Genomic DNA, 24,903 nt, shown 5'->3' with positions numbered 1-24,903 from the left:
CGACTCGGCCGCTACTTCTCCCGATGGAGGATCATGCCGGCGTGATGCAGTACACCGTCGATGAACTCGCCGTCGGCAGTGAAACCGGTATCGTCCCAGTAGTCGATGTGGTTGCCGGTCACCGTATAGCGCCCCTGATAGGCGCTCTTACGGGTTCCGCGCGCCTCGTCATAACGGCCGTTCGGCAGCAGCTCGTGGCGGATGTAGCCGTCTTCGGTCACCCACATGCCGGCATAGGGATGGCTCTGGGTTCGGGTCTCGGTCAGGTTGTTCATGGGTTCCTCGGCGATGGCTCGATGAGAAAACGCGGCACCCAGAGATGCGGCGGCAGTGAGGATGAAGTAGCGGCGGTCCATGGCTGCGGTCCTCAATGGGCTGCCCGGGTGTGACGAACGACGATCTCGTTGACATCGACGTCCTCCGGCTGCTCGATGGCAAAGCGCACGGCCCGGCCGATCGCGTCAGGCTTCAGCGCGATGGCGCGGTAGGTCTTCATGGCCTCTGCGGCGACCGGATCGGTGATCGTCTCGGCGAGCTCGCTTTCAACCACGCCGGGATGGATGCAGGTGACGCGGATGTTGTCGTGCTCCTGTCTGAGCCCGTCCGAGATTGCCCGCACCGCATATTTCGTCGCACAATAGACGGCGGCCGTCGGCGAGACGGACAGTGCTCCGATGGAGGCGATGTTGATGATATGGCCGGAGCCTCGCGCGCTCATCTCCGGCAGCACTGCGGCGATGCCGTAGAGCACTCCCTTGATGTTGACGTCGACCATCCGGTCCCATTCGTCGACCTTCATGGAGGCCATCAGCGAAAGCGGCATGACGCCGGCATTGTTGACGATCGCGTCGACGCGACCCCAGGCCTGGCGCGCCGCGTCCGCGAAGGCGGCGACATCGGTGCGGTCGGTGACATCCAGCCGGCGGGTCAGTGCTTCACCACCCGTTGCGTTGATCTCTTCGGCGAGCGCATCCAGCCGATCGGTGCGGCGCGCGCCGAGCATGACCTTTGCTCCGGCGGCACCAAGTTCGCGGGCGATCGAGGCGCCTATGCCGCTCGAGGCGCCGGTTACGAGGACGACTTTGTTGAGGGACATGTCCGTTTCCTTCCTGGTTGACATTTTGAAACCGCCCTTCAGCGGTTGCCACCAAGATAGATCTGCCCCATTGTTGCGATAAGACGACCATTTCTTCATGACATGGAAAGCTGAACTAACCAATGGAACCGGATCTCAATGCGCTCGCTGTCTTCGCTCTCGTGGCCGAGGAGAAAAGCTTTCGTGCAGCCGCCGACCGTATGGGCGTCACCCGCTCGGCGGTCAGTCAGACGATCAGGCGGCTGGAGGAAACGCTCGGGATCGCGCTTGTTCAGCGGACAACGCGCAGCGTCAGCCTCACGGAGGCGGGGGAAGGTCTATTCGGCGAAGTTGCACCTGCGCTTGCAGACATGCGTGCGGCAATCGAAGCCGCCGGAGATTTGCGCGGGCGCCCGCGTGGTCAGTTGCGGCTGGCGGTCTCGTCGATCGCCGAGCGCTTTCTGTCAGGGCCGTTCCTCGCGACCTTTGCCGAGGCCAATCCGGAGGTTCAGGTCGACATCACGGTGACGGATGAGGAATTCGACATCGTTGCCGAGGGATACGACGCCGGGGTCAGGCTCGGCGAGGTGATCGAGCAGGATATGATCGCGGTGCCTGTTGCCGGCGACGAGCGACAGCTCGCCGTTTGCGCGCCGGGATATCTGCACCGCTTCGGAGCGCCTTCCCACCCGAGTGACCTTGCCGCCCATCGCTGCATCGGTTGGCGCCCAAAGCCCAAGGTTCCGCCTTATCGTTGGGAATTTGTGGAGAAGGGAAAAGAGTTCAGCGTTGCCGTCGCGCCGGAGATCACCACAAACGACATGGCATTGATGACAAAACTTGCCGTTGCCGGCGCCGGCATCACCTTCGGGATGGAGGAGAGCTTTCGCCCCTGGATCGAACGGGGCGAACTCGTGCCCGTTCTCGAGGACTATTGCCCACGCTTTGCCGGCTTCTACCTCTATTACCCGAGCCGCCGCAACTTGGCGCCAAAGCTGCGAGCCCTCATCGATCACCTGCGACGGCTCGGTTAGCGTTTGCCGCGGGTGAACCCCGGTTGAACCCGGGTGTCGCCGACTAAATTAGGCAGACGTCGCCAGCTTCGCGGCATCCCGGAAGGAAACGAGCTTGCCGCTCTTTTCATCCCAAAGCACGAGCCTGACGCATTGAATGCTCTGCCACAGGCCGATGCGGCCGATGCCGGCCAGTTCGGGATGGTCGTTGAGCACCTCCGGCAGCCGGTAATAGGGAATACGGCTCGACAGGTGATGAACGTGGTGAACGCCGATATTGCCGGTAATCCATCGAAGCACCAGCGGCAGGTCGTAGTGGGATGCGCCATGCAGCGCGGCTTTCGGGAACTGCCATTCGTCGCCCTTCGACCAATGGGTTTCCTCGAACTGGTGCTGGACGTAGAAGAGCCATACGCCGGCTGCACCTGCAAGCAGAACGACCGGCAGATGGATCAGCAGAAAGGGAACGAGCCCGACGGCCCAGATCATCAGGGCCGTGAGGATGGCGACCGCGAGATTGGTGGCCATCGTCGACACCCAGGGCAATGCCCCCGAGTTCATCATCCCGAAAGGCAGGCGCTGCTTGAAGAGAAAGACCCAGGCGGGCCCGATACCGAACATCACCAGCGGGTGGCGGTAAAGCCGGTAGGCGAGACGTCTCGGCCAGGGGAGGGCATGATATTCGGCAACAGTCAGCGTGGTGATATCGCCGACGCCGCGTTCGTCAAGATTGCCGGCGGAGGCGTGATGAGCGGCATGCGCCCGCCGCCAGTAGTCGTAGGGTGTCAGGGTCAGCACCCCGAGGGCGCGTCCCGTCCAGTTGTCGAGACGCCGGCGCGCGAAGAACGAGCCGTGCCCGCAATCGTGCTGGATCATGAAAAGCCGCAACAGAAAGGCAGCCGCCGGGAGGACGAGGATCAGCCCGATCGGGAAACCCAGGACGACGGAGATATAGGCGCCGGCCCAGAATGCTGCGAACGGGAGTAGCGTGACGATCAGCTCGAATACGCTGCGCCCAAAACGAGGCTGCCGATATTTCGAAAGAATCTTCAGCCACGCGCCGACATTGTCGTCCGCGACGTTCGCAGTTGCATAGGCATGGACGTTCATGGATTTCGATCCACCTTCTCGGCCTCGGCGCGCAGCGGCTCCGAGGAGAGGTTCGTCGGCGCGCTTTCCTGGTATATCCTGTAAACCGTCAGCGCTGACGGGCCTTGCGTGCCGCGTAGCGGCGATCGCGTTCGGCCTTGCGCGCGGCTTCATCGGCCACGACGCGGGAAACGCGCTCGTTGATTTCCGCTTCTCTGGCCGCAGCCTCGGCTTTTTCATGGGCTTCCGCGGCGGCGGTCAATTCTGCCGCTTCCTTCCGGAGGCGCTCATGTTCCTCGGCCTTCAGCGCTTCACGTTCGGCACGGCGGGCTTCCCGCGCCGCCGCAATGGCCTCGCGCTCGGCACGCCGCTCCTGCACGGCAGGATCGTCCGCTTTCGGGGCGGACGCAAATTTCGCCAAAAGCTTTTGCTTGGCATCCGCTGCGGTTTTGCGGCGTTCGGCAAAGCTGTTGTCGTTCGGGTGTCTCAATGGATCTTCCTTGTGAATTTTTTGGGATGTCGCAGGTGCAAGCGCATATAGCGCTTAACGGAAAAAGGCCAGACATTCGTCTGGCCTTTGCATACTTTCGCTACCATGCCAGTACATCCGTGGTCATGGAGGCTAAAAGGTTAGGCAGCCTGGAGCTGGCCTGCAGACATCTTGCCCGACTTCTTGTCGCGCTCGAGTTCGAAGCTGAGCTTCTGACCTTCAACGATCGAGCTCATGCCGGCGCGCTCGACAGCAGAGATGTGAACGAAAACGTCGGCGCTGCCGTCGTCAGGCTGAATGAAGCCGAAGCCCTTGGTGGCATTGAACCATTTAACTGTGCCAGTGGTCATAACGAACCCTTTCATAGCAATTTGTGGACCGCCGGGCGACGCACGGCGGGATCGTTTCGACTTTTGAGAGGGAAAGTTCGTCAAGGTGCGCGAGGCGCAGCAACAACAATATCAGCAAACAAAGTATCGATGGCCGTCAAATAGACCAGGCCTATGCGGTTGTCAACTTTTTGTTTCAAAAAATGCTCATAATACTACCTAAGGTAGATATTTGTGGGATGCAATCGCGACAACAGTCGGCGGGCGGGCCGAACGCCAAATCGGCATCTGGGCCTGCTCCAAGACCGCATGAAACAGAACACGCCGGCCCATCTGCGGGGTTTGGTGATGCCGGGGTAGAAAGTGGCATGATTGAACTTCTATCAGAATGATGAAAGCATGGTGAGCGCAGACGCTTCCCGGCCCATCCGTCATCCAGGTTATTGACTCATGAAACGCCCAACGATCGCCGACGTGGCCAGGGCCGCGGGAGTAGGAGTGGCAACCGTCGACCGGGTGCTGAACGGCCGGTCACCCGTGCGGGAGGAAACCTCGCGAAGGGTGCTGGACGCTGCACAGCAAGTGGGTTTTCACGGCACGAATATCATCCGCCAGCGCATGCTTGCCGACATGCCTTCCTACCACTTGGGCTTCGTGCTGCGGAAGGAACGTCACGACTTCTACCAGACCTTCGCCGCCGAACTTCAGGCCGCCGCCCAGTCCGTGCGAGACCGGCGCGTGCAAATCACGATCCAGTTCGCGAAATCCGGGGAACCGTCCGAACTGTCGGAGCTTCTCCTCGGGATGTCCGGCAAGGTACAGGCGATCGGCGCGACCGGCCCGGATCATCACGACGTGACGGCGGCCGTCGGCGCACTGAGAGCAAAGGGTATCCCGACGTTCTCGCTGCTTTCGGACTTTGCGCAAGGTGTACGAGAGGCCTATCTCGGCACAAACAACATGAAGGTGGGCAGGACCGCCGCATGGCTGATCTCCAAGCTTTCGCCGCGGCCAGGTAAGGTCGTGTTGCTTTTGGGAGGCCACCGCTTTCATGGCCATGCCCTGCGCGAGACCGGCTTTCGCGCCTATATCCGGGAATATGCCCCGGATTTTGAAGTGCTGGATGCGCTGATAAATCTCGAGACGCGGCGGATCACCTATGAGCTGCTCATGAATGCGATCGCCCGCCACCAGGATCTCGTCGGCGTTTATTGCATTGGCGGTGGCATGGAAGGGGTCATCGAGGCTCTGCAGGAAAGCCAAAGCGGCGACAGGATCGCTTGCCTCGTCAATGAACTGACGCCAGAATCCAGGCAGGCACTCCTCGACCGCCGTATTTCCGGAGTTTTTCAGACACCGCTTCGCGAACTGTGTGCCGATCTCATCCTGACTATGACGCATACGATCGAGCATGGCATGGCGGAAAGTCCGGGGCAGCGATTTGTCCCTGCGCATCTGTGGGTTCCTGAGAGCCTATGATGGCTTGATAGAAACCATCATAGGCGACTGAATTGTTTCTATCAGGCTTGATGGTCCAAAGGCGCAACCCTTCCTTGACGATCGAGCGCAGTTGGCAAATTCTCCTGTTCACGGTGGAGGGGACGGGAGGCCGCCTCACCGGGAGAAATCACGATCAGAGCTGGCTCGTTTGCCGCGCAAGTTCAATCTGCGGGAGGGGGCGCGCGTGCCGTTCGACATAGTCTCAGACAATGTTTTCCTTCCGGATTTCGCGACGTCAACCTGCCCTCACGGGCTTCACTGGATACCGAAGAGCAAGGAGGCACAAATGCGCATCGCCCTCGACCCGTTCATGCACCGACATCTCAGCCTTGAGGAACTGCCGCGGAAGGTGCGTGAACTCGGCTACGAGTGGATCGAGCTCAGCCCGCGGTCCGATTTCCTGGAATGGTTCAAGGCGCCCCGGGTTTTCCCTGACCGGATCAAGTCATTCAAGAGGGCGCTGGCCGCCGAGAACGTGAAGATTGCCTCGCTGCTGCCGATGTATCGCTGGGCTTCGGACGACGAAACGGAGCGGCAGGCGGCGGTCAAGCACTGGAAGCGCGCCATCGAGATCGCCGTCGAGATGGAAGTCGACACGATGAATTCCGAATTCGGCCGCGGACCGCATCCGGACAAGGGATCGTGCTATTGCTGCCATACCGGCTCGATGATCGAGGCCTGCGAGGACGCCTGGTGGCGGTCGATGGACGAGCTTGTGCCGATCTTTGAGAAGGAGGGCATCAATCTCCATATCGAACCGCATCCCGAAGACTGGTGCGAAACCCTTCAGCCGGCGGTGGACATCATCCGCACGGTGAATTCGAAGAATGTCCGGTTCCTCTATTGCGCGCCGCATACCTTCTATTTCGGAGACGACACGAAAGCGATGTTGCGGGAATGCGCGGACGTTCTTGCGCATGTGCATGTCGGCGACACCTTCAATCACAAGGCCAGTTCGGGGCTCCGTTACATCTTGAATCCGCCCGGCACCCAGGCCCGCGTGCATCAGCATCTGAACATCGGCCAGGGCGAAGTGCCATGGGACGACTTTTTCGGGACGCTCGCCGAAATCGGTTTCGACGGCATCATGACCTCCTGCGTCTTCGCCTGGGAGGACAAGGCCGATCATTCGGGCCGCTTCATGTACGCCGAGATGAACAACTACATTGCCAAATACCAGAAGTGAGGCTTTTCCTATGACTGTGAGAATTGGTGTCATCGGCACCGGCGCGATCGGCCGCGATCATGCGCGGCGCATCAATCAAGTGCTCGGCGGCGCGGCAATCGTCGCCCTGAGCGACGTGAATTCGGCATCGGCGGAAGCGGTCAGAAACGATATTGCACCGGGCGCCACTCTCTTTGCGTCAGGCGAAGAATTGATCGTTTCGCCTGACGTGGATGCTGTTCTGGTAACCTCGTGGGGCGCAACACACGAACAATACGTGCTTGCGGCGATTGCCGCCGGCAAGCCCTGCTTCTGCGAAAAGCCGCTGGCAACGACTGCCGAGGGAGCCAGGCGCATCGTGGATGCGGAGGTGGCCCACGGCAAGCGGCTGGTGCAGGTCGGCTTCATGCGCAGATACGACGCCGGCTACGTTGCGCTGAAACAGGCGGTCGACACCCGGATCGGAGCGCCGATCATGGTTCACGCCGCGCACCGCAATCCGGCCGTTCCGGAACAATATGTGACGCCGATGGCGATCCATGACACGATGATCCATGAGATCGACGTGCTGCGCTGGCTGCTTGACGACGATTACGTTTCGGCAAGAGTGATCTTTCCCCGCGCGGCCGCGAGAAGCCACGCGAAGCTGCGCGACCCGCAGATCGTCATCCTGGAAACTGCAAAGGGCACCGTCATCGACGTCGAAATCTTCGTCAACTGCCATTACGGCTACGACATACAATGCGAGGTGGTCGGTGAGGACGGCATTGCAAGCCTGCCGGAGCCCATGGCCATCCAGATGCGTCTCGATGCAAAGCTCCAGAACCCGATCCTGACGGACTGGAAGGACCGCTTTGTCGCGAGCTACGATGTCGAACTTCAGGATTTCATCAATGCGGCTGCGAAGGGTACTGCTGCCGGACCGAATTCCTGGGACGGCTATGTGGCCGCGATCACGTCGGACGCCTGCGTTCTTGCCCAGCAGGCCGAGGGGCAGCCTGTCGCGATCAACCTGCCGCCGCGCCCCGCGCTCTATAGCTGAGGTTCACAAATGCGTTTTGCGATCAATCACATCACCGCTCCGAAGCTTTCGCTCGAGCAATTCTTTGTCTCCGCCAAGGCTCTTGGCCTGACCGATGTCGAAATCCGCAACGACCTGCCCGATATCGTCGGAACGGTTAAACCCGAAGCGGTCAAAACCGCAGCTGAGAAGGCCGGCCTGACGATCATTTCGATCAATGCGCTTTATCCCTTCAATGTCTGGTCCGGCGACCTGCCGCAACGTGCCGTTGCGCTGGCGGATTACGCGGCAGCGAGCGGCGCGAAGGCGCTCGTCATGTGCCCGCTCAACGACGGCACCAAGGTGTCATCCGACGATCTCGTAACAGCGCTGAAGGCGATGAAACCGATCCTCGCCGAACGCGGATTGACCGGGCTTGTCGAACCGCTCGGCTTTCCGATCTCCTCGCTGCGGACAAAGAAGGAAGCGCTTCGCGCCATCGATGCGGCCGAGGGTGGCGAGGTCTACAAACTCGTGCACGACACCTTCCACCATCACCTTGCGGGCGAAACCGAGTTTTTCGCGGAGCGAACCGGCCTTGTTCATATCTCCGGCGTGGTGGATCAGGGTGTCGTCATCGATGACATGCTCGACGCGCACCGGGTTCTGGTGGACGCTTCGGACCGGCTCGAAAACATCGCGCAAATCAGGACATTGATCGCTGCAGGCTTCGAAGGCCCCTATAGCTTCGAACCGTTCGCCGAGGAGGTGCATGCGCTGGCAGATGTCGAGCCGGCGGTGCGCGAGAGCATGGCCTATATAGCAGGGTCGGTTTGAGACGATCCTGTCGTCCGTCAGCCAGTTTCGGTGCCGTGCCCCTCAGGGCGCGGTACTGAAGAAGGCGAGCCGGGTGAGGATTGTGTAGTTCGCTTCCGAGACCATCAGCGCGGTGAAGATCAGCACGGCCGCCGGCGGCAGCAGGATGGCATAAACGAGCGCCAGTCGTTCCCATGCCATATGCATGAAGACGGCAACGATCAAACCTGCCTTCAGCATCATGAAGATGATGATCAGCGTCCAGCGTGCCAGGCCCTGGACCCCGAGATAATCGACCATGTAGGAAAAGGCGCTGAGCACGAAGAGCATGCCCCAGACGACGAGGTAGAGCCGGATCGGATGCTGCTGCGCGCTGTGCGCCTGTGCGGGTGCATGTAAATGCGCCGTTGTCTCGCTCATGATGACGCTCCTCACCACAGATAGAAAAATGCGAAGATGAACACCCAGACCAGATCGACGAAATGCCAATAGAGGCCCATGATCTCGACGGACTCGTACTGGCCTTTCCTGCTGGTGAAGAAGCCGCGGCGCGCCAAATCGTAATCTCCCCGCCACACCTTGCGGGCGACGATGAGGAGGAAGATCACGCCGATCGTCACGTGAGTGCCGTGGAAGCCGGTAATCATGAAGAAGGTCGATCCGAACTGGGGAGCACCCCAGGGGTTCTCCCAGGGGCGAACGCCCTCGGATATCAGCTTCGTCCATTCGAAAGCCTGCATGCCGACGAAGGTGGCGCCGAGAAGCGCCGTTGCCAGCATCAATGCGGCTGTCCGTCCGCGTTCGCGGCGATAGCCGAAATTCACAGCCATTGCCATGGTGCCGCTGCTGGAGATCAGCACGAACGTCATGATCGCGATCAGGATCAGGGGCACGTCCTGCCCGCCGATATGAAGCGCGAAGACCTCGCTCGGATTGGGCCAGGGGACGGGGGTCGACATGCGGGCCGTCATGTAGGCGAGCAGGAAGCAGCCGAAGACGAAGGTGTCGCTGAGAAGAAAGATCCACATCATCGCCTTGCCCCAGGAGGCGGTCTTGAAGGCGCGCTGATCGGAGGAAAAATCGGCAGCGACTCCGCGCAGTCCGGTGGGACGGAACTCCGAATTGTCGAGAGACTGTGCCATCGGAACACCTCCTAGCTGATCAGTTGACGGCAGAGATCGACGAAATCATTCGCCCAGCCTGCAAAGAGCACGAAGAGCAGGAGCCAGACGGCGAGCATGAAATGGGAATAGATCGCGGAAAGATCGACGCTGAGACGCAGGCTGTCCCGCGGAACGTCCGTTGCGAATACCCGAACCGTCGTGCGGCCGAGCACGGCAAGACCGCCGAGGATATGCAGACCGTGCAGGCCGGTGAGCATATAAAAGAAGCTGTTGGCCGGATTGTCTGCCAGCACGTAGCCCGCCGACACCAACTCCCGCCAGGCCTGGATCTGTCCGATGAGAAAGAGGAGGGCAAGCGCGAATGCGGCAGCGAGCGCCAACTGCAGTCTGTCCATGCGGTCATGCCGCGCTTCTCTTCTTGCCCATTCCAGCGCGCCGCTGCTCAACAAGAGCACGACGGTGTTTGCCCATAGCAGGCGTGGAACCGGTGTCGCCCACCAGTCCCCAGCCGCCATACGCATGAAATATGCGCTGATGGAGAGGCTGAAAATGGCGCCGACGACGGCGAGAAACACGAAGAGGCCGATTTTCACCGCGGGTGCGGACGGTGGCTCCTGTCTGTCGGTTTCGGGCAGCGCGATCCCGGTTTCGAGCCAGGGTTTCGACATAAGCCGCTGCCCGGCCAGCCACCAGACGATGACGGCGCCGATCGCGGCGAGAAAGATCAGCACGACGTTCATGCGACGACCTCCCTTGTGGCGCCGCCGCTTGCCGGTTGCGTCTGTGGAATGAAATCCTCGGCCGCGCCGGGCACGCTGTAGTCATAGGCCCAGCGGTAGACCACCGGCAGATCCTTGCCCCAGTTGCCGTGCGCAGGCGGGGTTTGCGGCGTCTGCCATTCGAGCGTGGTTGCGCGCCACGGATTGCCGCCGGCTTCCCTGCCCTTGAAGAGGCTCCAGACCAGATTGAACAGGAAGACGATCTGAGCCGCCCCCACGACGAGCGCCATGACGGTGATGAAGACGTTCAACGTGTTGGCCGAGGGCGGTACGAAGACCGTGTCTCCCAGCTCGTGGTACCGGCGCGGCATGCCGAGCAGGCCGAGATAATGCATGGGAAAAAAGATCGCATAGGTGCCGAGAAAGGTAATCCAGAAGTGGATATGGCCGAGGACGTCGTCCAGCATCCGTCCGGTTACCTTGGGATACCAGTGATAGATCGCCCCGAAGATGACGAGGATCGGCGCGACGCCCATGACCATGTGGAAATGCGCGACGACAAACAGCGTATCGGACAGCGGAACGTCGACCACGACGTTGCCGAGGAACAGCCCGGTCAGGCCGCCGTTGACGAAGGTAACGATGAAGGCCAGCGCAAAGAGCATGGGCAGGGTCAGATGGATGTCGCCGCGCCATAATGTCAGCACCCAGTTGTAGACCTTGATCGCAGTCGGGACGGCGATGATGAGTGTCGTGGTGGCGAAGAAAAAGCCGAAGGCCGGGTTCATGCCGCTGACATACATATGATGCGCCCAGACGATGAAGCTCAGGGCGCCGATGACGACGATCGCCCAGACCATCATGCGGTAGCCGAAGATGTTCTTGCGGGCGTGGGTGCTGATGAGATCCGAAACGATGCCGAAGGCGGGAAGCGCGACGATATAGACCTCCGGATGCCCGAAGAACCAGAACAGGTGCTGGAAGAGGATCGGGCTGCCGCCCCCGTGCTGCAACTGCTCGCCCATCTCGACGATGGCGGGCATGAAAAAGCTCGTGCCGAGCAGGCGATCGAACAACATCATGACGCAAGCGACGAAGAGGGCGGGGAAGGCGAGCAGCGCCATCACAGTCGCGGTGAAGATACCCCAGACGGTCAGGGGCATGCGCATCAGCGTCATGCCGCGCGCCCGTCCTTGCAGCACGGTCACCACATAGTTCAGGCCGCCCATGGTAAAGCCGATGATGAAAACGATGAGCGAGAAGAGCATGAGGAGAATGCCCCAGTCGCTGCCGCCCGGCGTGCCAGACAGAACGGCCTGCGGCGGATAGAGGGTCCAGCCGGCCCCGGTCGGCCCGCCGGGGACAAAAAAGCCCGCAACAAGGATCAGGACGGCAAGCAGATAGATCCAGTAGCTCAGCATGTTCGCGTACGGGAACACCATATCGCGGGCGCCGAGCATCAGGGGAATGAGGTAGTTGCCGAAACCGCCTAGGAACAGCGCTGTCAGGAGATAGATCACCATGATCATGCCATGCATGGTGATGAATTGATAATAATGGTTGGCATCGATGAAGGCGAAATAGCCGGGAAAGGCAAGCTGCAGGCGCATCAGCCAGGATAAGACGAGCGCTACCAGGCCGATCGAGATGGCCGTGACCGAATACTGCACGGCGATGATCTTGGCATCCTGGCTGAAGACGTATTTCGTCCACCAGCTTTTCGGATGGTAAAGCTCGACATCTTCGACCTCTGCGGTCGGGACGGCGTCTGCACTGCCAGATGGAATTTCGACCATGCTATCTCCTTCCATTCCTTCCGATGCCGCTTTTGATTGTCCTTTGAATTCAGTTTGCCGGCTGCTGCTCTCCCGATGCCAGAAGCTGATTGAACGTCTGCTGCTGGTCGAGCCACGTCTGATAATCCGCAGCCTCGTCGACCACGACCGTTCCGCGCATCTGCGGATGACCGACGCCGCAGAGCTCGGCGCAGAGAATATCGAAAGTTCCCGTCCGTGTCGGCGTGAGCCAGAAATAGGTCACCATGCCTGGAATCATGTCCATCTTGGCGCGGAATTCCGGCACGTAGAAATCGTGGACGACGTCGATGGAGCGCAGCAGCACGCGCACCGGCTTCCCGACCGGCAGGTGCAATTCGCCACCTTCGACGATTACGTCGTCGAGGCCTGCGGCGTCGTTCTTGTTGAGGCCGAGCGGGTTTTCCGACGTGATGTCGCGCGTGTCCGACCGACCGAGCTTCCCATCCACCCCCGGCAGGCGGAAGCTCCACAGCCATTGCTGCGCGACGACCTCCATCGGCTGTGCCTCGTCGGGCACCGTGACGAACTGGTTCCACACTATGAGGCCCGGCGCGAGCATGGCTGCGACGCCCACGGCTGTGCCCGACGCCAGCAGCCATTCCAGCCTGCGGTTTTCCGGCTCGTAGGCCGCCTTGTTGCCGGGTTTGTGCCGGAAGCGGTAGACGCAATAGGCCATGAACAAAACCACCGCCACGAAAACCACGCCGGTGATCCAGAAGGTGACGACGAGAGTGCTATCGATATAGGTCCAGTTGGACGCTATCGGCGTCCACCACCACGGGCTCAGCACATGGAAGAGCAGCGAGCCCACCACCAGCAAGACGAGAATCAGCACTACAGCCATTTCCGCCCCTCCCTGAGCCGGTCCGACCGTGGATAGGAAACCGCATTCGCAACGCTTATTTTCTGATTATCTCACAAATAAAAAATGCGGGCAATTACCGCAATTTAGGCATGGGTCGCCGGAGCCGACCCGATGCCGACGTCGATCGGCCCGCCGCCAGTCGCCAGGTGAACAGCTTCGACAGATACTCGCGCCGCGCGTGGCGCCCGCTTCGCAACGACCATCTTTCGGCCTGCCGTGGCCGCCCAGGGCGACGATTGGATTGGCGCTTCAGGCGAAGGATCGGCTCTATTTCGGGAATTGTTTTAGGTAGGCGATGACATTGGCGATGTCTTCGTCCGCCTTCAGGCCGACGAAGGCCATTTTCGTCCCTTTGACCGAGGCCTTGGGATCACGGAGATATGTCGCCAGCGTCGCCTCATCCCAGACGGTGCCGTTCTTGCCGGCATCGACCATGGCGGTGGAATACTTGAAATCCCCAAAGGTGCCGGCAGTTCTCCCGATCACTCCCATCAACGACGGCCCGACTCTGTTTTTATCGCTATCGATCAGGTGACAGGCTTTGCACTTGGCGAACACTTTTTCGCCGGCGGCGGCGTCCTGACAGTGGACGTGGTTCGCCGTGATCAGCATCACGCCAAGTGCACCGAGGTAAACATTGAAATACATGTCATTCCTCCCGAAAACGGGGCCGTGACAGGCCCGCAGCCATGAATATCGCTCGGCGCTGAACTCCGCTCCAACAATTCAAGTAGCCCGGGAAGAAGGCAAGTCAACATCGTCACGACGTTGCAGGGCTGAGCGGCAGGCGAAGGGCCTTGCGGAGCAGTTGACGTGTTTCTCAGGGGTCCCGAATGCGTCATCATTTAACATGACTAAGAAACTCATCTTATATTGACATCGTTGGATACGTTCTCTAGCTTCGCGCAAAATTGAGGTGCGGGAATTGCGATGCGACGGTTTTCTAGTAAATTTTCCAAGGGCATAACCTTACACACAAACAACAATCTGGTCGCTGCAACAGCCCTGGCATTGATCGCCGCAACGGCGGCCCCGACCTGGGCTCAGGACCTGGCGGATCAGAGCCGGTCCACCGAGCTTCAGCCCATTGTCCTCCGGAGTGCGGCAACCACGGACAGCAAGACAGACCGGATTTCCGTGACGGCCAAGCAAAGTACGGGCGCGACGAAAATCAGTACGCCGCTTGTCGAAACACCTCGGTCGGTGTCGGTGGTCACGGAGAAGGAAATCGAGCAGCGCGGCGCACAGGACGTGATCGAAGCGGTGCGGTATTCCGCTGGCGTCACGACCGGACCCAATGGTTTCGATCCCCGCTTCGATCAGATCTATATCCGGGGCTATAATGCGACCACGGTCGGAGACTATCGCGACGGTCTCCGGCAGCCCTACTTGAATTACGGAACCTTCCGGACCGATCCGTATCAGCTGCAGCGTGTCGAGGTGATAAAAGGCCCCGTTTCGGTTCTTTATGGTTCGGGCTCTCCGGGGGGGCTGATCAACAAGATTTCGAAATTGCCGACCGATGAGCCGATCCGGGAAGTGGGTATTCTCTACGGCACCGAGAACAGGGCGCAAGCCATGTTCGATTTCGGAGGGCCGATCAGCGAGGAAAGCGACGAGTTTCTCTACCGCATCGTGGGTCTTGCCCGCCACGGCGATACGAATTTCGATATCGCCGACGATCGCTATCTCCTGGCGCCATCGTTTACCTGGAAGCCGGACGATAGCACATCGCTCACGCTTTACGGACTGGCTCAGGCCGACGAGACCGATTCCAACGTCGGCGCGATCACCACGCCGAGTGGGGAGGTGATCAAGCTGCGAGCGAGCGATCCGGACTATGACTACCAGAAGGTTCGCCAGCAGCAGATCGGTTATCAGTTCGAGCACGAGTTCGACAATGGCCTGACCTTCCGCCAGAACCTGCGTTACTCACATCTCGATCTTCGGGCGCGATACCTTGGGGTATCCAGCTGGACAGGAACAGTCGCCCATCGCAGCGCAAGCTCGATCGGCGACGAGATGTATGTCTTCCAGGTCGACAACCAGCTCGAGGCACAGTTCAATACCGGCGCGCTTGCTCATACCATGCTCGTCGGGCTCGACTATACCAATACCAATTCCAGCTTCCGTTACGGGTTTGGTGCGTCTGACCCCGCCTTCGATTTCGACATCGCCAACCCGACTTACGGGGTATCCGGGCCGACCCCCGCCTACAATGCCGCCCTCGCCGATGCCGATATGCGGCAGGTCGGTATCTACGCTATGGATCAGGTGGAGCTTGGCAACTGGCGCTTCAATCTGGGCGGGCGCCAAACATGGGTCAGGCAGACACGCTATTCGTTGCTGAGTTCAACGGGCGGCGAGGACGTCCAAAAGGACGCCTTTTCAGTGCAAGCGGGCGCGCTCTACCTGTTCGATAACGGTATGGCGCCGTTCGCGTCCTATTCCACGTCCTTCGATCCCGTCACAAACCGATCGGAGTCGGGCGGGATTCTGAAGCCGACGGAAGGTGAGCAGTTTGAGCTGGGTCTCAAGTACCAGCCGCCCGGATCGGACATCTTCCTGTCTGCCGTGGCATATCACATCGTCGAGAAGAACAAGCCGGTTCTCGTTGATCCAGCACTATTTACCTATAAATCGCTTGGCGAAGTGACCGGCAAGGGAATCGAGCTGGAAGCCCGCGTCGGAATTACAAGCGGTCTCGACCTGATCGCAGCCTATACCTACAATCATTCCGAGATCACAGCGGGTGGAGGCAAGGGGAATGCTCCGGCGGTCACTCCGGAACACGTCGCCAGCCTCTGGGCAAACTATACCTTCCAGGAAGATGAAGCGCTCAGCGGTTTGTCCGTCGGCGCGGGTATCAGATATCTCAGCGAGAACTATACGAGCACCGCCAACACTACGAAGAATGGCTCCCGCTTCTATGTCGATGCAGGCGTTTCCTATGACTTCGGCGCGATCGACAAGGAATATGCCGGACTGACGGCAGCTTTCAACGTGCGCAACATCGCCGACGAGAGGGACGTCATCTGCAACGAGGGCTACTGCTATGTCGGTCAGGGCAGAAACATGACCGCCAACCTGAAATATCGGTGGTGATCAATGGCTGGCAATCTGAGCGGGCAGATTCCGACTTCGAACGGCGAGGGTGGTTTCATCGTCAGCCCGGCCATCGACCTCGACGGGTTGGTGGAAGGGAGCCCGTTCTCCTACTGCCGCGGTAAGCTTCTGCGAACCCCAACGGGATCTGGCTCTCTAGTTTCCTGCGGCGACCTGCGGGAGACGGCGGTCCTGGAACATCTTATCTCCCGATATGCCAGCAAGTTTCCCGGCAGTGACCGGCGCGCCGTCGTGTCGATGTGGACGCTCTATTATTTCAGCATCCTCACCGTGGCGCCCTGCGTGCATCTCTTCGCTCACCGGATCGGATTGCCTTTGGGGCTCAACCAGGTCTCGCTGGTTTGCAACGAAGATACGGCAGAGCCGGAAGCCTTCCTGATGACGGCCGATACATTCTCCGCGTCCAATCCCGGCGCCGAGCTTCACGACCTGATGCTTGGTCATGTCGAACCGCTTGTCGAGGCGATTGCGGCCAATGCTTCCGTGGCGCCAAAACTTCTCTGGAATAACGTGGCCGCCTATCTTTCCTGGATACTCAAGGAAATTGCCCATCAACGCGGCCATGAACTGGTCGAGGATGGTTTGGCGCTGCTCGACGAGCCGATCTGGCCGGATGGGCGCCGCAACCCCATGCATGGAATGATCCGCATCGCGCGGCAGCAGTGCGGGCTGGAGTTTTCGCGGCGGAAAGTCTGCTGCCTTCGCTACAACCTTCCAGGTGTCGCCGGATGCGGCGAAGCTTGCCCCGTGCCGGACGGCCGCCACTAAGCCAGCCCTGGACGTCGACGTAGATGTGCTGACAGGCGACTGAAGCCACGACGAACGTCGGGCAGCTCCAGGTTGGCTAGACCCGTCTGCGGAGAAGCATCAGCAAAACCGGGGTGCCCACGAGCGCAGACAGCAGGCCTGCCGGGATCTGATACGGAAACGCGATCATCCGCCCCGCCCAGTCTGCAATGATCAGTAAGCAAGCGCCTACCGATGCGGACGCCCAAAGCTGACTAGCCGGCTGGCGGAAACCAAGGCCCTGGGCAAGATGCGGCGCCATCAGCCCGATGAAACTCAAAGGGCCGACGACAAGGGTCGATGCGGCTGTCATCAGGGCAGCCAGCCCGAACAACACGGCGCGTGCAACCCGAACGTCCAGGCCCAGTTCACCCGCGGTTTCCGGACCAAGATTGAGAAGCGCGAGCCATCTGCACAGAAGCAAGGCGGCGGCCAGTCCGACCGCCGATATCAGAAGCGCCGTGCCGGCGATCGCATTGTCGACGAAATAGGTGGAGCCAGCCATCCAGCGGATGAGGGCGAGCCCGCGAGGATCGCCGCTTGCGGCCAGCACGCCGATCCCCGCGTCCAGCATCGCGCCGATGGCTATTCCCGCCAGAAGAACCCGGTTTGGCCCGAAACCCGACCGTGCACTGATGAGGAAGATCAGCACCAGGACCATCAATGCGCCGGCGGCGGCAAAGCCCAGCTGGGTCGCCAGCCCAGGCGCTGAAAATAGCAGCAGGGCGGATGCGACGCCTGTCGTCGCACCCGCTGAAACGCCCAGTATTTCGGGGCTTGCCATCTCGTTGCCTGTCAGTCGCTGCAAGATCAGCCCGGTTGCTCCAAGCACCAATCCGCAGCCGAGAGCCGCGATGACCCTCGGGGTGCGAAGCGGAAGAATTTGATCCCATGCCTCGATCGGAAGCCACACCCATGAACCGTCGGGAGAGCGGCCGAGAAAAACACCGGCGGCGGTGATCAAGAGCACGAGGACTATCAAGGCGACAGCCACCGTTGGTGCGGGGTCGAAACCGGTTGATGATTGGGATGGAGCGGGCAATGCGCGGGGCGCTATATCGAGGCGCGGCAGCAGAGCGATCAGGACAGGGCCGCCAAGAAGCGCGGTAACGGCTCCTGTCGGGATAAAGTCGCCCGGCGACAAAAGCTTGATCATCTGGTCGGTGAGAAGAAGCAGGGAAGCTCCTATCACCGGTGACCAGGTCAACTGGCTGATCATATGCCTCGCTCCGACAAGGCGGGCAATCTGCGGGGCGACCAACCCAACAAAGCCGATGACGCCGACGGCGCTTGTGACCAGGGCGCTCAGCGCGATGGCGACAGACAAGGCGAATAGACGAGCCCATTTCATGGGAAGTCCGAGGCTCCGAGCACCGGCATCGCCCAACTGTGCCAATAAAAGCGGCCTGGTTGCCAGAAGAGCGAGGACCGCCAGGAGGCAAACTTTTGGCGCCAGCGAAAAGGGCACCGCCCAGCTCTGCTGCGAGAGCGAACCTGCACCCCAGATGAAGATGCCGGAAAGATACTGGTCGTTCATCAGGACGAGGATGGCAGCGGCGGCACCGCACCATAGGCCGACGACGAGACCGGAAAGCACGAGTGCAAACGGGGAGAAACCGTGTTTTGCGCTGATCCAGAATATTGCCAATGCGGCAAATGAACTGCCCAAAAGCGCAACGCCGTCGCGCGTCAATCCGCTTAGCGAAGGGAAAAGCAGCATCGCGGAGACAAGCGCCAGATTGGCGCCGGCAGAAACACCCAGCGTCGTTGGCGAAGCAAGCGGATTGCGAAGGACTTGCTGCAAAATCGTGCCGGCCAGCGCAAGCGCCGCGCCTGCGACAAGAGCGGTCGCCATGCGCGGAAGCGTCGAATAGACGAGCATCAGCCGCTTGGCATCATAACCGGTTGACGTGTCCGTCAGATGGGAAAGCTCGGGCAGGATTTCGAGCAGCCCAAGGCTCAAGGCGAGGCCGAGCAGAAGTGCCGACAATGTCGGAGCGCCGAAGCGGCCAAAAGCGTTGGTCATCGATGCGCTGCCTCGATCTTGTCGGCAACGAGCGCGGCAAAGCGCATGGCTTCCTGAACCATTCCGAACATCAGAACACCCGGGATCGTCGATACCCGGTCCCGTCTGACAAAAGGAAGACTCGTCCAGAGCGGACTTTCCTGAAGACGAGAGAACACATCGCTCGGCATCAGAGGAGCTACAGCGATAAGGTGTGTCCCTTCATCGAGCTCTGCAAGCCGTTCAAGTCCGATGGTTTCAAATCCCCAATAGTTGGCCTGGCCGTTCCAGGCGTTCTCCAGGCCGATCCTCTTCATCGTGCCGCCGTAAAGACCAGGCCCGCCGTAGATCCTGGCGTGTCGCTGGTCGACGAAATTGATGACTGCGACAGGGGGTGGGGAAAACCGGCGGATCCGCTCCTTCAAGCGATCGAAGAAAGCGTCCGCATCGGCCAAAAAACGCCTTGCCTGGTTCGATCGATTGAGGATTTCTGCCAATCTCAGCGTCTCGATATAGGATCGGTCCAACGCCTCTCCGCCTTCCGCATAGATCGTGAATGTCGCCACCGGTGCAATGGCGGATAGTTTTCCGTCGAGGGCCGCAAGGAATGGCGTACTCAGGATCAATGACGGTCGGATACTGACAAGGACTTCGAGGTTGATCTCGGCTGTTGTGCCGAGGTCGATCACGCCGGGCGGCATGCGTGGCTCCGCCACCCACTCGTCCCAGTTCTTGAGCGATACGACCCCCGTGGGGGTAACGCCAAGGGCAAGCATCGTCGAGGCGAGGCCGTAGTCGAGTGATACGACTCGCTCCCCTTCTGCCTCAGTCGCGGCAAGCGAGGGCGAGATCGTCATTGCGAGTGCTGAAACAAGGACGTCCCGGCGCTTCAAGACAGAGTCCCGCCAGGATGTCCTTCGAACCGGTCGCTTGGAAATATCCCGACGCGGATGAGGCCGGTTCGTTTTTCCACGTCGCGTCTCCCGTCATTCATATAAACATGACTGGCATTATCATCTTAAAATAGGGTTGTCAGGCTGAAACGGCGATTTACCTGACGGATCGAAAGTTTTCGGTCATTGCCGGGCAGGCAGCACCTTCGCCCGGCATGCGCCGAAACCGATCGTGACGTAGCCTTCGCGGCGGGCGCGAGCCGTGAAGATGATCTCGTCGCCGTCTTCCAGGAACAGCCGCTCCTCGCCCGAGGCGAGGCGTATCGGCGATTTACCGCCCTCCGTCGCCTCCAGCAGGCTGCCGGCGGAGGCGAGATCGGGACCCGATATGGTCCCGGAGCCGAGAAGATCGCCCGGCTGCAGATTGCAGCCGCCGCTTGCGTGATGGGCGATCATCTGCGCCACCGTCCAGTACATATGCTGCGTGTTCGACAGCGCGAGCCGATGCGGCGGGAGGCCTTTTTGAGAGAGCGCCTCCGTCACCAGCAGAGCTTCCAGTTCCAGATCGAATGCGCCTTGCCGCTGATCTTTCTCGTCGAACAGATAGGGAAGGGGTTGCGGATCGCCTTCCGCCCTCGGTGTCTGGGCGATGCGGAAGGGTGCCAGCGCCTCGGGCGAGACTACCCAAGGGGAGATCGTCGAGGCGAAATTCTTGGCGAGGAAGGGGCCAAGCGGCTGATATTCCCAAGCCTGGATATCGCGCGCCGACCAGTCGTTCAGCAGACAGAAGCCCGCGATATGTTCGGCCGCGTCGCCGATCGCTATCGGCTCTCCAAGAGAATTGCCGGGACCGATGAAAACGCCGATTTCCAGCTCGTAATCCAGCCTGCGGCTCGGTCCGTAGGTCGGCGCGTCGGCATCGGCAGCCTTCGTCTGGCCGTTGGGCCGGCGGATCGCCGTGCCCGAGGCCAGTATCGAGGAGGCGCGGCCATGATAACCGATCGGGACGTGCTTGTAGTTCGGCAGCAGCGGACTGTCGGGGCGGAACAGCCGTCCGACATGCGTTGCGTGATGGATGCCGACGTAGAAGTCGGTGTAGTCGCCGATCCGAGCCGGCAGATGCATGGCACAATCGGAGGAGGGGTGAAGGCAGGCTTCAACCTGCGATTGCTCGGGGCAATCGACCGCCAGTAGGGCCGAGACCCGGCGGCGGAGTGCCACTCGCGCAGGAGCGCCCAGCGCCAGATACGCATTCAGTTCCGGCGCAGCTGCAGCCTCGGCGGCCATTCGCGCCTCTCCTTCGAAAAGGCCAGACTGCAGCGCAAGTCCGATGTCGAAAATCGCATCGCCGATGGCAATGCCGCTCCGGCGCTCGCCGCCGTCGCGGCTGAAGATACCGATCGGCAAGTTCTGGATCGGGAAATCCGGATGACCGTTTGCTGTGGCCACGAAACTCCTGCGCTCCGGAGCGTGTGTTTCATCGAGAATGGACATATCTGCCTCAGCGCCTGTTCGGATCGAAATGTTTCGCCAGCCCCTTGCCGTAGGCGGTGTAGTCCTTCTGCAAGGATGGAGTTTCAGCAGCAAAAGTGGTCACCCGCTGGGGAAAGCGCGTCTCGAACATGAAGGCCATCGTCCCTTCCAGCCTGTGGGGTTTGAGTTCGACATTGCTCGCCCTTTCGAAGGCATCCACGTCAGGCCCATGCGGCAGCATGGTATTGTGCAGGGAGGCGCCGCCGGGCACGAAGCCGCCGCCGGTCTTGGCATCGTACTGGCCATAGACGAGGCCCATGAATTCGCTCATGACGTTCATGTGGTACCACGGCGGGCGGAAAGTGTTTTCAGCGACGAGCCAGCGATCGGAGAAAAGCACGAAGTCGATATTCGCCGTGCCGGGAGTTTCGGAGGGTGAGGTCAGGACGGTGAAGATCGACGGATCGGCATGATCGTAAAGCACCGGGCCAACCGGCGAATAACGCCGGAGATCGTATTTGTAAGGTGCGTAGTTGCCGTGCCAGGCGACCACGTCGAGCGGCGAATGTTCGATCTCGGCGGCCCAGAGGCTGCCGCCCCATTTCACGAACAGCCGCGAGGGTGTGTCTTTATCCTCGTAGGCCGCCACCGGCGTGAGAAAGTCGCGAGGGTTGGCCATGCAATTGGCACCGATTGGACCGCGCTCCGGCAGCGTGAACGCACCGCCGTAGTTCTCGCAGAGATAACCGCGGGCCGAGCTGCCGCGCAATTCGACCCGGATCTTCACGCCGCGCGGTATGACGGCAATCTCGCCGGGCTCGATGTCGATGATACCGAACTCCGTCCAGAGGCGCAGCTCTCCCTGCTGTTGCACGAACAGCATTTCCCCGTCGGCATTGTAAAAATACTCGTCCACCATGGAGCGGGTCACCAGATAGACGTGAGCGCCCATGCCGGCATTGGCGCCGCCGTCGCCTGCCGTCGTCAGGGTGCGCATGCCCTCGATGAAGGAAAGCGGCTCGGAGGGAACGGGAATGGGGTCCCAGCGAAGCGGGCCGATCGGAAGTTCCGCTTCGGGCGCCGGTGCCGTACGCCAGAGGCCCCGATCGATCTTCTCGAAGCGGCCCCAATGGGCGACCGTGGGCCGGATGCGGTAGAGCCACGACCGTTCATTGGTTGTCCGCGGTGCGGTGAAGGGTGAACCTGAAAGCTGCTCCGCATAAAGCCCGTAGGCGCATTTCTGCGGCGAGTTTCTGCCCAGAGGCAGCGCGCCCGTAAGCGCCTCGGTCTCGAAGCCGTTGCCGAAGCCGGACATATAACCGGCCTGGATCGCCGACTGTCCCGCAGCTGCAGGGGAGGCGGAAGGCTGAATGTTCATGGCATGTCCTCCATCGGAAATTAGTTGCAAAGGTAACCGTCAATTTTGTAACTATCAACAATGACAAAACTCGCGCTGGAGCATTTTCTTCCTTACAGGCTTGCCCGCATCGGGACGGTCGTCTCGCAGGAATTCCGCGAGATCTATGGCCACGATTACGACCTGACGATCCCGGAATGGCGGGTTCTCGCAACGCTTGGCCAGTTCGGAGAGATGGGCGCCAAAGCCATTGGCCGGCATTCGTTCATGCACAAGACCAAGGTAAGCCGGGCGGTGCGCGCGCTGGAAGAAAGGCGCTGGCTGAAGCGGCGGGAGAGCCTGGAGGATCGCCGCGAGGAAGTGCTGGCTTTGACGCCCCAGGGTCTCACGGCCTACGAGAATATCGTGCCGAGCGCGCTTGCCTATGAGGAGAAGCTGCTGCGGTCCCTGGGCATCCACGCGCAGGCACTTCTCGACGCCCTGGACGCCCTGGAGAGGGTGAAGAAGATGGATTGAGCCGCAGCTGCTATTGCTTTCCGAAATCAGCCGATCGGCAATCCCTGCTCGTCCTTGAGACGCATCAGCACGATCTCGGAGCGAACCTGCGCCACCTGCGGATGCGGCAGCAGGTTGCGGTGGATGAAATCTGCAAAGGCGGCAAGGTCGCGCGCGAGAATGATGAGCACGTAATCCGCATCTCCCGAAACGGAATAGGCCTGGCGAACCTCATCATGCCGGGACAGAAAATCTGCAAAAGATTCGGCGTTCTTCTCGCTATGGGTGGAAAGATTGACTCGGGTGATGGCGCGCAATCCGAAACCGAGCGCTTCAGGGGCAAGCTGCGCCGAGTATCCGGTGATGATGCCGTCCGCTTCCAGCCGCGCCCGCCGCCGCGAACATTGCGAAGCTGACAGATTGACGATCCCTGCGAGGTCGGCATTGGTAAGCGCGGCATTGCGCTGCAATGCGTTGAGAATGGCCTTGTCAAAGGTATCCAGGGAAATTTCGTGCATGTCTGCCCTCCCCAGCGCATGAACCGTGCAAAGGATGGGTCGAAATGCTGCATTTTGCAAGGACATTGCAGCCCGAAAGCGGCAAGCTTTCTTCATCAAGCAATGGAGGAGAATTGCGATGGGCCCGTTTCCGCATGATGCACCGAAGGCAGAGATCAGCGCTGCCAATCCTGCAGGCACTGACGGCTTCGAATTCGTGGAATTTGCCCACCCGGAGCCGGAGAAGCTGGATATCCTCTTCCGGCAAATGGGATTTGCGCCGGTCGCAAAACACCGCGAAAAGGACATCGTTCTCTACCGGCAGGGCGACGTCAACTACCTGCTCAACCGCCAACCGGATAGCCACGCTTCGGCCTTCGTCGCCCAGCATGGCCCATGCGCGCCCGCCATGGCCTGGCGCGTGGTGGATGCAGACCATGCTCTCAAAAGGGCAGTCGATCTCGGAGCCACCGAGTATACCGGCGAAGGCAAGTCGCTGAACGTACCAGCCGTCATCGGCATCGGAGGATCGCTGCTCTACTTCGTCGATACCTATGGCGACGAAGGTAGCTGCTATTCCGGCGAATTCGAGTGGCTTGGCGAGGAAAATCCGACGCCGGAAGGGGTGGGCTTCTACTACCTCGATCATCTCACGCACAATGTCGTGCGGGGCAACATGGACACCTGGTACAAGTTCTACCACGACACGTTCAATTTCCGCGAAATCCGTTATTTCGATATCGCCGGCAAAATGACCGGCCTGACGAGCCGGGCGCTGACGTCACCGGACGGCAAGATCCGGATCCCGATCAACGAAAGCTCGGACGATCGCAGCCAGATCGAGGAATATCTGCGCGAATACAAGGGCGAAGGCATTCAGCATATCGCCGTTGCCAGCAACGATATCTACGCAAGTACGGATGCGATCGCTGCCAACGGCCTCGAATTCATGCCGGGGCCGCCGGACATCTATTATGAAAAGTCGAAGTCGCGGGTGAAGGATCACCAGGAGCCGCTCGACAAGCTCAAGCGGCGCGGCATCCTTATCGATGGAGAAGGTGTGGTGGGCGGCGGCGAGACGCGCGTCCTGCTCCAGATTTTCTCGAAAACCGTCATCGGCCCGATCTTCTTCGAATTCATCCAGCGCAAGGGCGACGATGGCTTCGGCGAGGGCAATTTCAAGGCGCTCTTCGAGTCGATCGAGGAAGACCAGATCCGGCGTGGGGTTCTGAAGGTCGATGCAGCCGAGTGATTTCCTGATGATCCGTG

Annotated in this window: 25 protein-coding genes; 9 read left to right on the top strand and 16 right to left on the bottom strand. The window is 60.4% G+C overall.

From position 1 onward, the window contains the following. Nucleotides 1-11 precede the first annotated feature (11 nt). Nucleotides 12-356 carry an Atu4866 domain-containing protein gene (locus C5L13_RS19690; RefSeq protein ID WP_105384964.1) on the bottom strand — a complete coding sequence of 115 codons (345 nt, stop codon included), beginning with the start codon at nucleotides 354-356 and terminating at the stop codon, nucleotides 12-14. Nucleotides 357-367: 11 nt separating this feature from the next. Then, nucleotides 368-1,096 carry an SDR family oxidoreductase gene (locus C5L13_RS19685; protein ID WP_105384963.1) on the bottom strand — a complete coding sequence of 243 codons (729 nt, stop codon included), beginning with the start codon at nucleotides 1,094-1,096 and terminating at the stop codon, nucleotides 368-370. Nucleotides 1,097-1,218: 122 nt separating this feature from the next. Here C5L13_RS19685 and C5L13_RS19680 point away from each other — a divergent pair, with 122 nt between their 5' ends. Next, entirely contained in the window at nucleotides 1,219-2,109 is an 891-nt protein-coding gene (locus tag C5L13_RS19680) for a LysR family transcriptional regulator (protein WP_105384962.1), read from the top strand. Between the two features lie 48 nt (nucleotides 2,110-2,157). On the opposite strand, the gene C5L13_RS19675 is transcribed toward C5L13_RS19680, so the two are convergent. From C5L13_RS19675 to C5L13_RS19665, 3 genes are all read right to left on the bottom strand, one after another. Further along, entirely contained in the window at nucleotides 2,158-3,198 is a 1,041-nt protein-coding gene (locus C5L13_RS19675) for a fatty acid desaturase (protein ID WP_105384961.1), read from the bottom strand. Between the two features lie 88 nt (nucleotides 3,199-3,286). Next, a complete protein-coding gene (locus C5L13_RS19670; RefSeq protein WP_105384960.1) occupies nucleotides 3,287-3,667 on the bottom strand; it encodes a DUF6481 family protein in 381 nt (126 codons plus the stop codon). 140 nt (nucleotides 3,668-3,807) lie between these two features. After that, nucleotides 3,808-4,017 carry a cold-shock protein gene (locus C5L13_RS19665; RefSeq protein ID WP_105384959.1) on the bottom strand — a complete coding sequence of 70 codons (210 nt, stop codon included), beginning with the start codon at nucleotides 4,015-4,017 and terminating at the stop codon, nucleotides 3,808-3,810. 429 nt (nucleotides 4,018-4,446) lie between these two features. Here C5L13_RS19665 and C5L13_RS19660 point away from each other — a divergent pair, with 429 nt between their 5' ends. From C5L13_RS19660 to C5L13_RS19645, 4 genes are all read left to right on the top strand, one after another. Next, nucleotides 4,447-5,475: a LacI family DNA-binding transcriptional regulator gene (locus C5L13_RS19660; protein ID WP_105384958.1), complete on the top strand. Its 1,029-nt coding sequence runs from the start codon at nucleotides 4,447-4,449 to the stop codon at nucleotides 5,473-5,475. 307 nt (nucleotides 5,476-5,782) lie between these two features. Further along, the gene (locus C5L13_RS19655) at nucleotides 5,783-6,682 is read left to right on the top strand and encodes a sugar phosphate isomerase/epimerase family protein (RefSeq protein WP_105385044.1); all 900 of its coding nucleotides are present in this window, start codon (nucleotides 5,783-5,785) and stop codon (nucleotides 6,680-6,682) included. A gap of 10 nt (nucleotides 6,683-6,692) precedes the next feature. Continuing rightward, nucleotides 6,693-7,703, top strand: a complete 1,011-nt coding sequence (locus C5L13_RS19650) for a Gfo/Idh/MocA family protein (RefSeq protein WP_105384957.1) — start codon at nucleotides 6,693-6,695, stop codon at nucleotides 7,701-7,703. Between the two features lie 9 nt (nucleotides 7,704-7,712). After that, nucleotides 7,713-8,498, top strand: coding sequence for a TIM barrel protein (locus C5L13_RS19645; protein ID WP_105384956.1), 786 nt, complete (start codon nucleotides 7,713-7,715; stop codon nucleotides 8,496-8,498). A 42-nt stretch (nucleotides 8,499-8,540) separates the two neighbouring features. Here the strand turns inward: C5L13_RS19645 and C5L13_RS19640 are convergent, their stop codons facing one another. The 6 genes from C5L13_RS19640 to C5L13_RS19615 form a co-directional block, all read right to left on the bottom strand. Further along, on the bottom strand, nucleotides 8,541-8,897 hold the full coding sequence (locus C5L13_RS19640) for a cytochrome C oxidase subunit IV family protein (protein ID WP_105384955.1): 357 nt from the start codon (nucleotides 8,895-8,897) through the stop codon (nucleotides 8,541-8,543). Between the two features lie 11 nt (nucleotides 8,898-8,908). Continuing rightward, the gene (locus tag C5L13_RS19635) at nucleotides 8,909-9,619 is read right to left on the bottom strand and encodes a heme-copper oxidase subunit III family protein (RefSeq protein ID WP_105384954.1); all 711 of its coding nucleotides are present in this window, start codon (nucleotides 9,617-9,619) and stop codon (nucleotides 8,909-8,911) included. A gap of 11 nt (nucleotides 9,620-9,630) precedes the next feature. Then, the gene (locus C5L13_RS19630) at nucleotides 9,631-10,341 is read right to left on the bottom strand and encodes a cytochrome c oxidase subunit 3 (protein WP_105384953.1); all 711 of its coding nucleotides are present in this window, start codon (nucleotides 10,339-10,341) and stop codon (nucleotides 9,631-9,633) included. Next, the gene (gene ctaD, locus C5L13_RS19625) at nucleotides 10,338-12,116 is read right to left on the bottom strand and encodes a cytochrome c oxidase subunit I (RefSeq protein WP_105384952.1); all 1,779 of its coding nucleotides are present in this window, start codon (nucleotides 12,114-12,116) and stop codon (nucleotides 10,338-10,340) included. The genes C5L13_RS19630 and ctaD overlap by 4 nt, the downstream gene beginning before the upstream one ends. A gap of 49 nt (nucleotides 12,117-12,165) precedes the next feature. Then, nucleotides 12,166-12,981 (bottom strand): cytochrome c oxidase subunit II, encoded by an 816-nt coding sequence (locus C5L13_RS19620; protein ID WP_105384951.1) that lies wholly within the window; start codon nucleotides 12,979-12,981, stop codon nucleotides 12,166-12,168. Nucleotides 12,982-13,269: 288 nt separating this feature from the next. Continuing rightward, nucleotides 13,270-13,614, bottom strand: coding sequence for a c-type cytochrome (locus C5L13_RS19615; protein WP_245571373.1), 345 nt, complete (start codon nucleotides 13,612-13,614; stop codon nucleotides 13,270-13,272). A 318-nt stretch (nucleotides 13,615-13,932) separates the two neighbouring features. Here C5L13_RS19615 and C5L13_RS19610 point away from each other — a divergent pair, with 318 nt between their 5' ends. Both C5L13_RS19610 and fhuF read left to right on the top strand, forming a co-directional pair. Further along, nucleotides 13,933-16,107: a TonB-dependent siderophore receptor gene (locus C5L13_RS19610; protein WP_105384949.1), complete on the top strand. Its 2,175-nt coding sequence runs from the start codon at nucleotides 13,933-13,935 to the stop codon at nucleotides 16,105-16,107. A 3-nt stretch (nucleotides 16,108-16,110) separates the two neighbouring features. After that, the gene (gene fhuF, locus C5L13_RS19605; RefSeq protein WP_105384948.1) at nucleotides 16,111-16,896 is read left to right on the top strand and encodes a siderophore-iron reductase FhuF; all 786 of its coding nucleotides are present in this window, start codon (nucleotides 16,111-16,113) and stop codon (nucleotides 16,894-16,896) included. Between the two features lie 76 nt (nucleotides 16,897-16,972). Here fhuF and fhuB read toward each other — a convergent pair whose 3' ends face one another. The 4 genes from fhuB to hmgA form a co-directional block, all read right to left on the bottom strand. Continuing rightward, nucleotides 16,973-18,940 (bottom strand): Fe(3+)-hydroxamate ABC transporter permease FhuB, encoded by a 1,968-nt coding sequence (gene fhuB, locus C5L13_RS19600; RefSeq protein ID WP_105384947.1) that lies wholly within the window; start codon nucleotides 18,938-18,940, stop codon nucleotides 16,973-16,975. Further along, nucleotides 18,937-19,776 (bottom strand): iron-siderophore ABC transporter substrate-binding protein, encoded by an 840-nt coding sequence (locus C5L13_RS19595; RefSeq protein ID WP_105384946.1) that lies wholly within the window; start codon nucleotides 19,774-19,776, stop codon nucleotides 18,937-18,939. The genes fhuB and C5L13_RS19595 overlap by 4 nt, the downstream gene beginning before the upstream one ends. 219 nt (nucleotides 19,777-19,995) lie before the next feature. Next, nucleotides 19,996-21,306 (bottom strand): fumarylacetoacetase, encoded by a 1,311-nt coding sequence (gene fahA / locus C5L13_RS19590; protein ID WP_105384945.1) that lies wholly within the window; start codon nucleotides 21,304-21,306, stop codon nucleotides 19,996-19,998. A gap of 7 nt (nucleotides 21,307-21,313) precedes the next feature. Then, complete coding sequence (gene hmgA / locus C5L13_RS19585; protein ID WP_105384944.1) at nucleotides 21,314-22,663, bottom strand: homogentisate 1,2-dioxygenase; 1,350 nt, start codon at nucleotides 22,661-22,663, stop codon at nucleotides 21,314-21,316. 60 nt (nucleotides 22,664-22,723) lie between these two features. On the opposite strand from hmgA, the gene C5L13_RS19580 reads away from it, so the two are divergent. After that, the gene (locus tag C5L13_RS19580) at nucleotides 22,724-23,158 is read left to right on the top strand and encodes a MarR family winged helix-turn-helix transcriptional regulator (protein WP_105384943.1); all 435 of its coding nucleotides are present in this window, start codon (nucleotides 22,724-22,726) and stop codon (nucleotides 23,156-23,158) included. A gap of 26 nt (nucleotides 23,159-23,184) precedes the next feature. On the opposite strand, the gene C5L13_RS19575 is transcribed toward C5L13_RS19580, so the two are convergent. Further along, entirely contained in the window at nucleotides 23,185-23,655 is a 471-nt protein-coding gene (locus C5L13_RS19575; RefSeq protein ID WP_105384942.1) for an Lrp/AsnC family transcriptional regulator, read from the bottom strand. A gap of 118 nt (nucleotides 23,656-23,773) precedes the next feature. Between C5L13_RS19575 and hppD the strand changes: the two genes are divergently transcribed. Further along, nucleotides 23,774-24,886 carry a 4-hydroxyphenylpyruvate dioxygenase gene (hppD, locus tag C5L13_RS19570; protein ID WP_105384941.1) on the top strand — a complete coding sequence of 371 codons (1,113 nt, stop codon included), beginning with the start codon at nucleotides 23,774-23,776 and terminating at the stop codon, nucleotides 24,884-24,886. Nucleotides 24,887-24,903 lie beyond the last annotated feature (17 nt).

Source organism: Neorhizobium alkalisoli (assembly GCF_002968635.1).
Taxonomy (GTDB): domain Bacteria; phylum Pseudomonadota; class Alphaproteobacteria; order Rhizobiales; family Rhizobiaceae; genus Neorhizobium; species Neorhizobium alkalisoli.
Note: the sequence above shows the minus strand (reverse complement) of the source record. Positions and strands in the feature narration are given on the sequence as shown.

Bases quoted from the DNA above. Each gene is read 5' to 3' on its own strand.
- C5L13_RS19690 (WP_105384964.1), bottom strand. From the start codon at position 356: ATGGACCGCCGCTACTTCATCCTCACTGCCGCCGCATCTCTGGGTGCC.
- C5L13_RS19685 (WP_105384963.1), bottom strand. From the start codon at position 1,096: ATGTCCCTCAACAAAGTCGTCCTCGTAACCGGCGCCTCGAGCGGCATA.
- C5L13_RS19680 (WP_105384962.1), top strand. From the start codon at position 1,219: ATGGAACCGGATCTCAATGCGCTCGCTGTCTTCGCTCTCGTGGCCGAG.
- C5L13_RS19675 (WP_105384961.1), bottom strand. From the start codon at position 3,198: ATGAACGTCCATGCCTATGCAACTGCGAACGTCGCGGACGACAATGTC.
- C5L13_RS19665 (WP_105384959.1), bottom strand. From the start codon at position 4,017: ATGACCACTGGCACAGTTAAATGGTTCAATGCCACCAAGGGCTTCGGC.
- C5L13_RS19660 (WP_105384958.1), top strand. From the start codon at position 4,447: ATGAAACGCCCAACGATCGCCGACGTGGCCAGGGCCGCGGGAGTAGGA.
- C5L13_RS19655 (WP_105385044.1), top strand. From the start codon at position 5,783: ATGCGCATCGCCCTCGACCCGTTCATGCACCGACATCTCAGCCTTGAG.
- C5L13_RS19650 (WP_105384957.1), top strand. From the start codon at position 6,693: ATGACTGTGAGAATTGGTGTCATCGGCACCGGCGCGATCGGCCGCGAT.
- C5L13_RS19645 (WP_105384956.1), top strand. From the start codon at position 7,713: ATGCGTTTTGCGATCAATCACATCACCGCTCCGAAGCTTTCGCTCGAG.
- C5L13_RS19640 (WP_105384955.1), bottom strand. From the start codon at position 8,897: ATGAGCGAGACAACGGCGCATTTACATGCACCCGCACAGGCGCACAGC.
- C5L13_RS19635 (WP_105384954.1), bottom strand. From the start codon at position 9,619: ATGGCACAGTCTCTCGACAATTCGGAGTTCCGTCCCACCGGACTGCGC.
- C5L13_RS19630 (WP_105384953.1), bottom strand. From the start codon at position 10,341: ATGAACGTCGTGCTGATCTTTCTCGCCGCGATCGGCGCCGTCATCGTC.
- ctaD (WP_105384952.1), bottom strand. From the start codon at position 12,116: ATGGTCGAAATTCCATCTGGCAGTGCAGACGCCGTCCCGACCGCAGAG.
- C5L13_RS19620 (WP_105384951.1), bottom strand. From the start codon at position 12,981: ATGGCTGTAGTGCTGATTCTCGTCTTGCTGGTGGTGGGCTCGCTGCTC.
- C5L13_RS19615 (WP_245571373.1), bottom strand. From the start codon at position 13,614: ATGCTGATCACGGCGAACCACGTCCACTGTCAGGACGCCGCCGCCGGC.
- C5L13_RS19610 (WP_105384949.1), top strand. From the start codon at position 13,933: ATGCGACGGTTTTCTAGTAAATTTTCCAAGGGCATAACCTTACACACA.
- fhuF (WP_105384948.1), top strand. From the start codon at position 16,111: ATGGCTGGCAATCTGAGCGGGCAGATTCCGACTTCGAACGGCGAGGGT.
- fhuB (WP_105384947.1), bottom strand. From the start codon at position 18,940: ATGACCAACGCTTTTGGCCGCTTCGGCGCTCCGACATTGTCGGCACTT.
- C5L13_RS19595 (WP_105384946.1), bottom strand. From the start codon at position 19,776: ATGACGATCTCGCCCTCGCTTGCCGCGACTGAGGCAGAAGGGGAGCGA.
- fahA (WP_105384945.1), bottom strand. From the start codon at position 21,306: ATGTCCATTCTCGATGAAACACACGCTCCGGAGCGCAGGAGTTTCGTG.
- hmgA (WP_105384944.1), bottom strand. From the start codon at position 22,663: ATGAACATTCAGCCTTCCGCCTCCCCTGCAGCTGCGGGACAGTCGGCG.
- C5L13_RS19580 (WP_105384943.1), top strand. From the start codon at position 22,724: ATGACAAAACTCGCGCTGGAGCATTTTCTTCCTTACAGGCTTGCCCGC.
- C5L13_RS19575 (WP_105384942.1), bottom strand. From the start codon at position 23,655: ATGCACGAAATTTCCCTGGATACCTTTGACAAGGCCATTCTCAACGCA.
- hppD (WP_105384941.1), top strand. From the start codon at position 23,774: ATGGGCCCGTTTCCGCATGATGCACCGAAGGCAGAGATCAGCGCTGCC.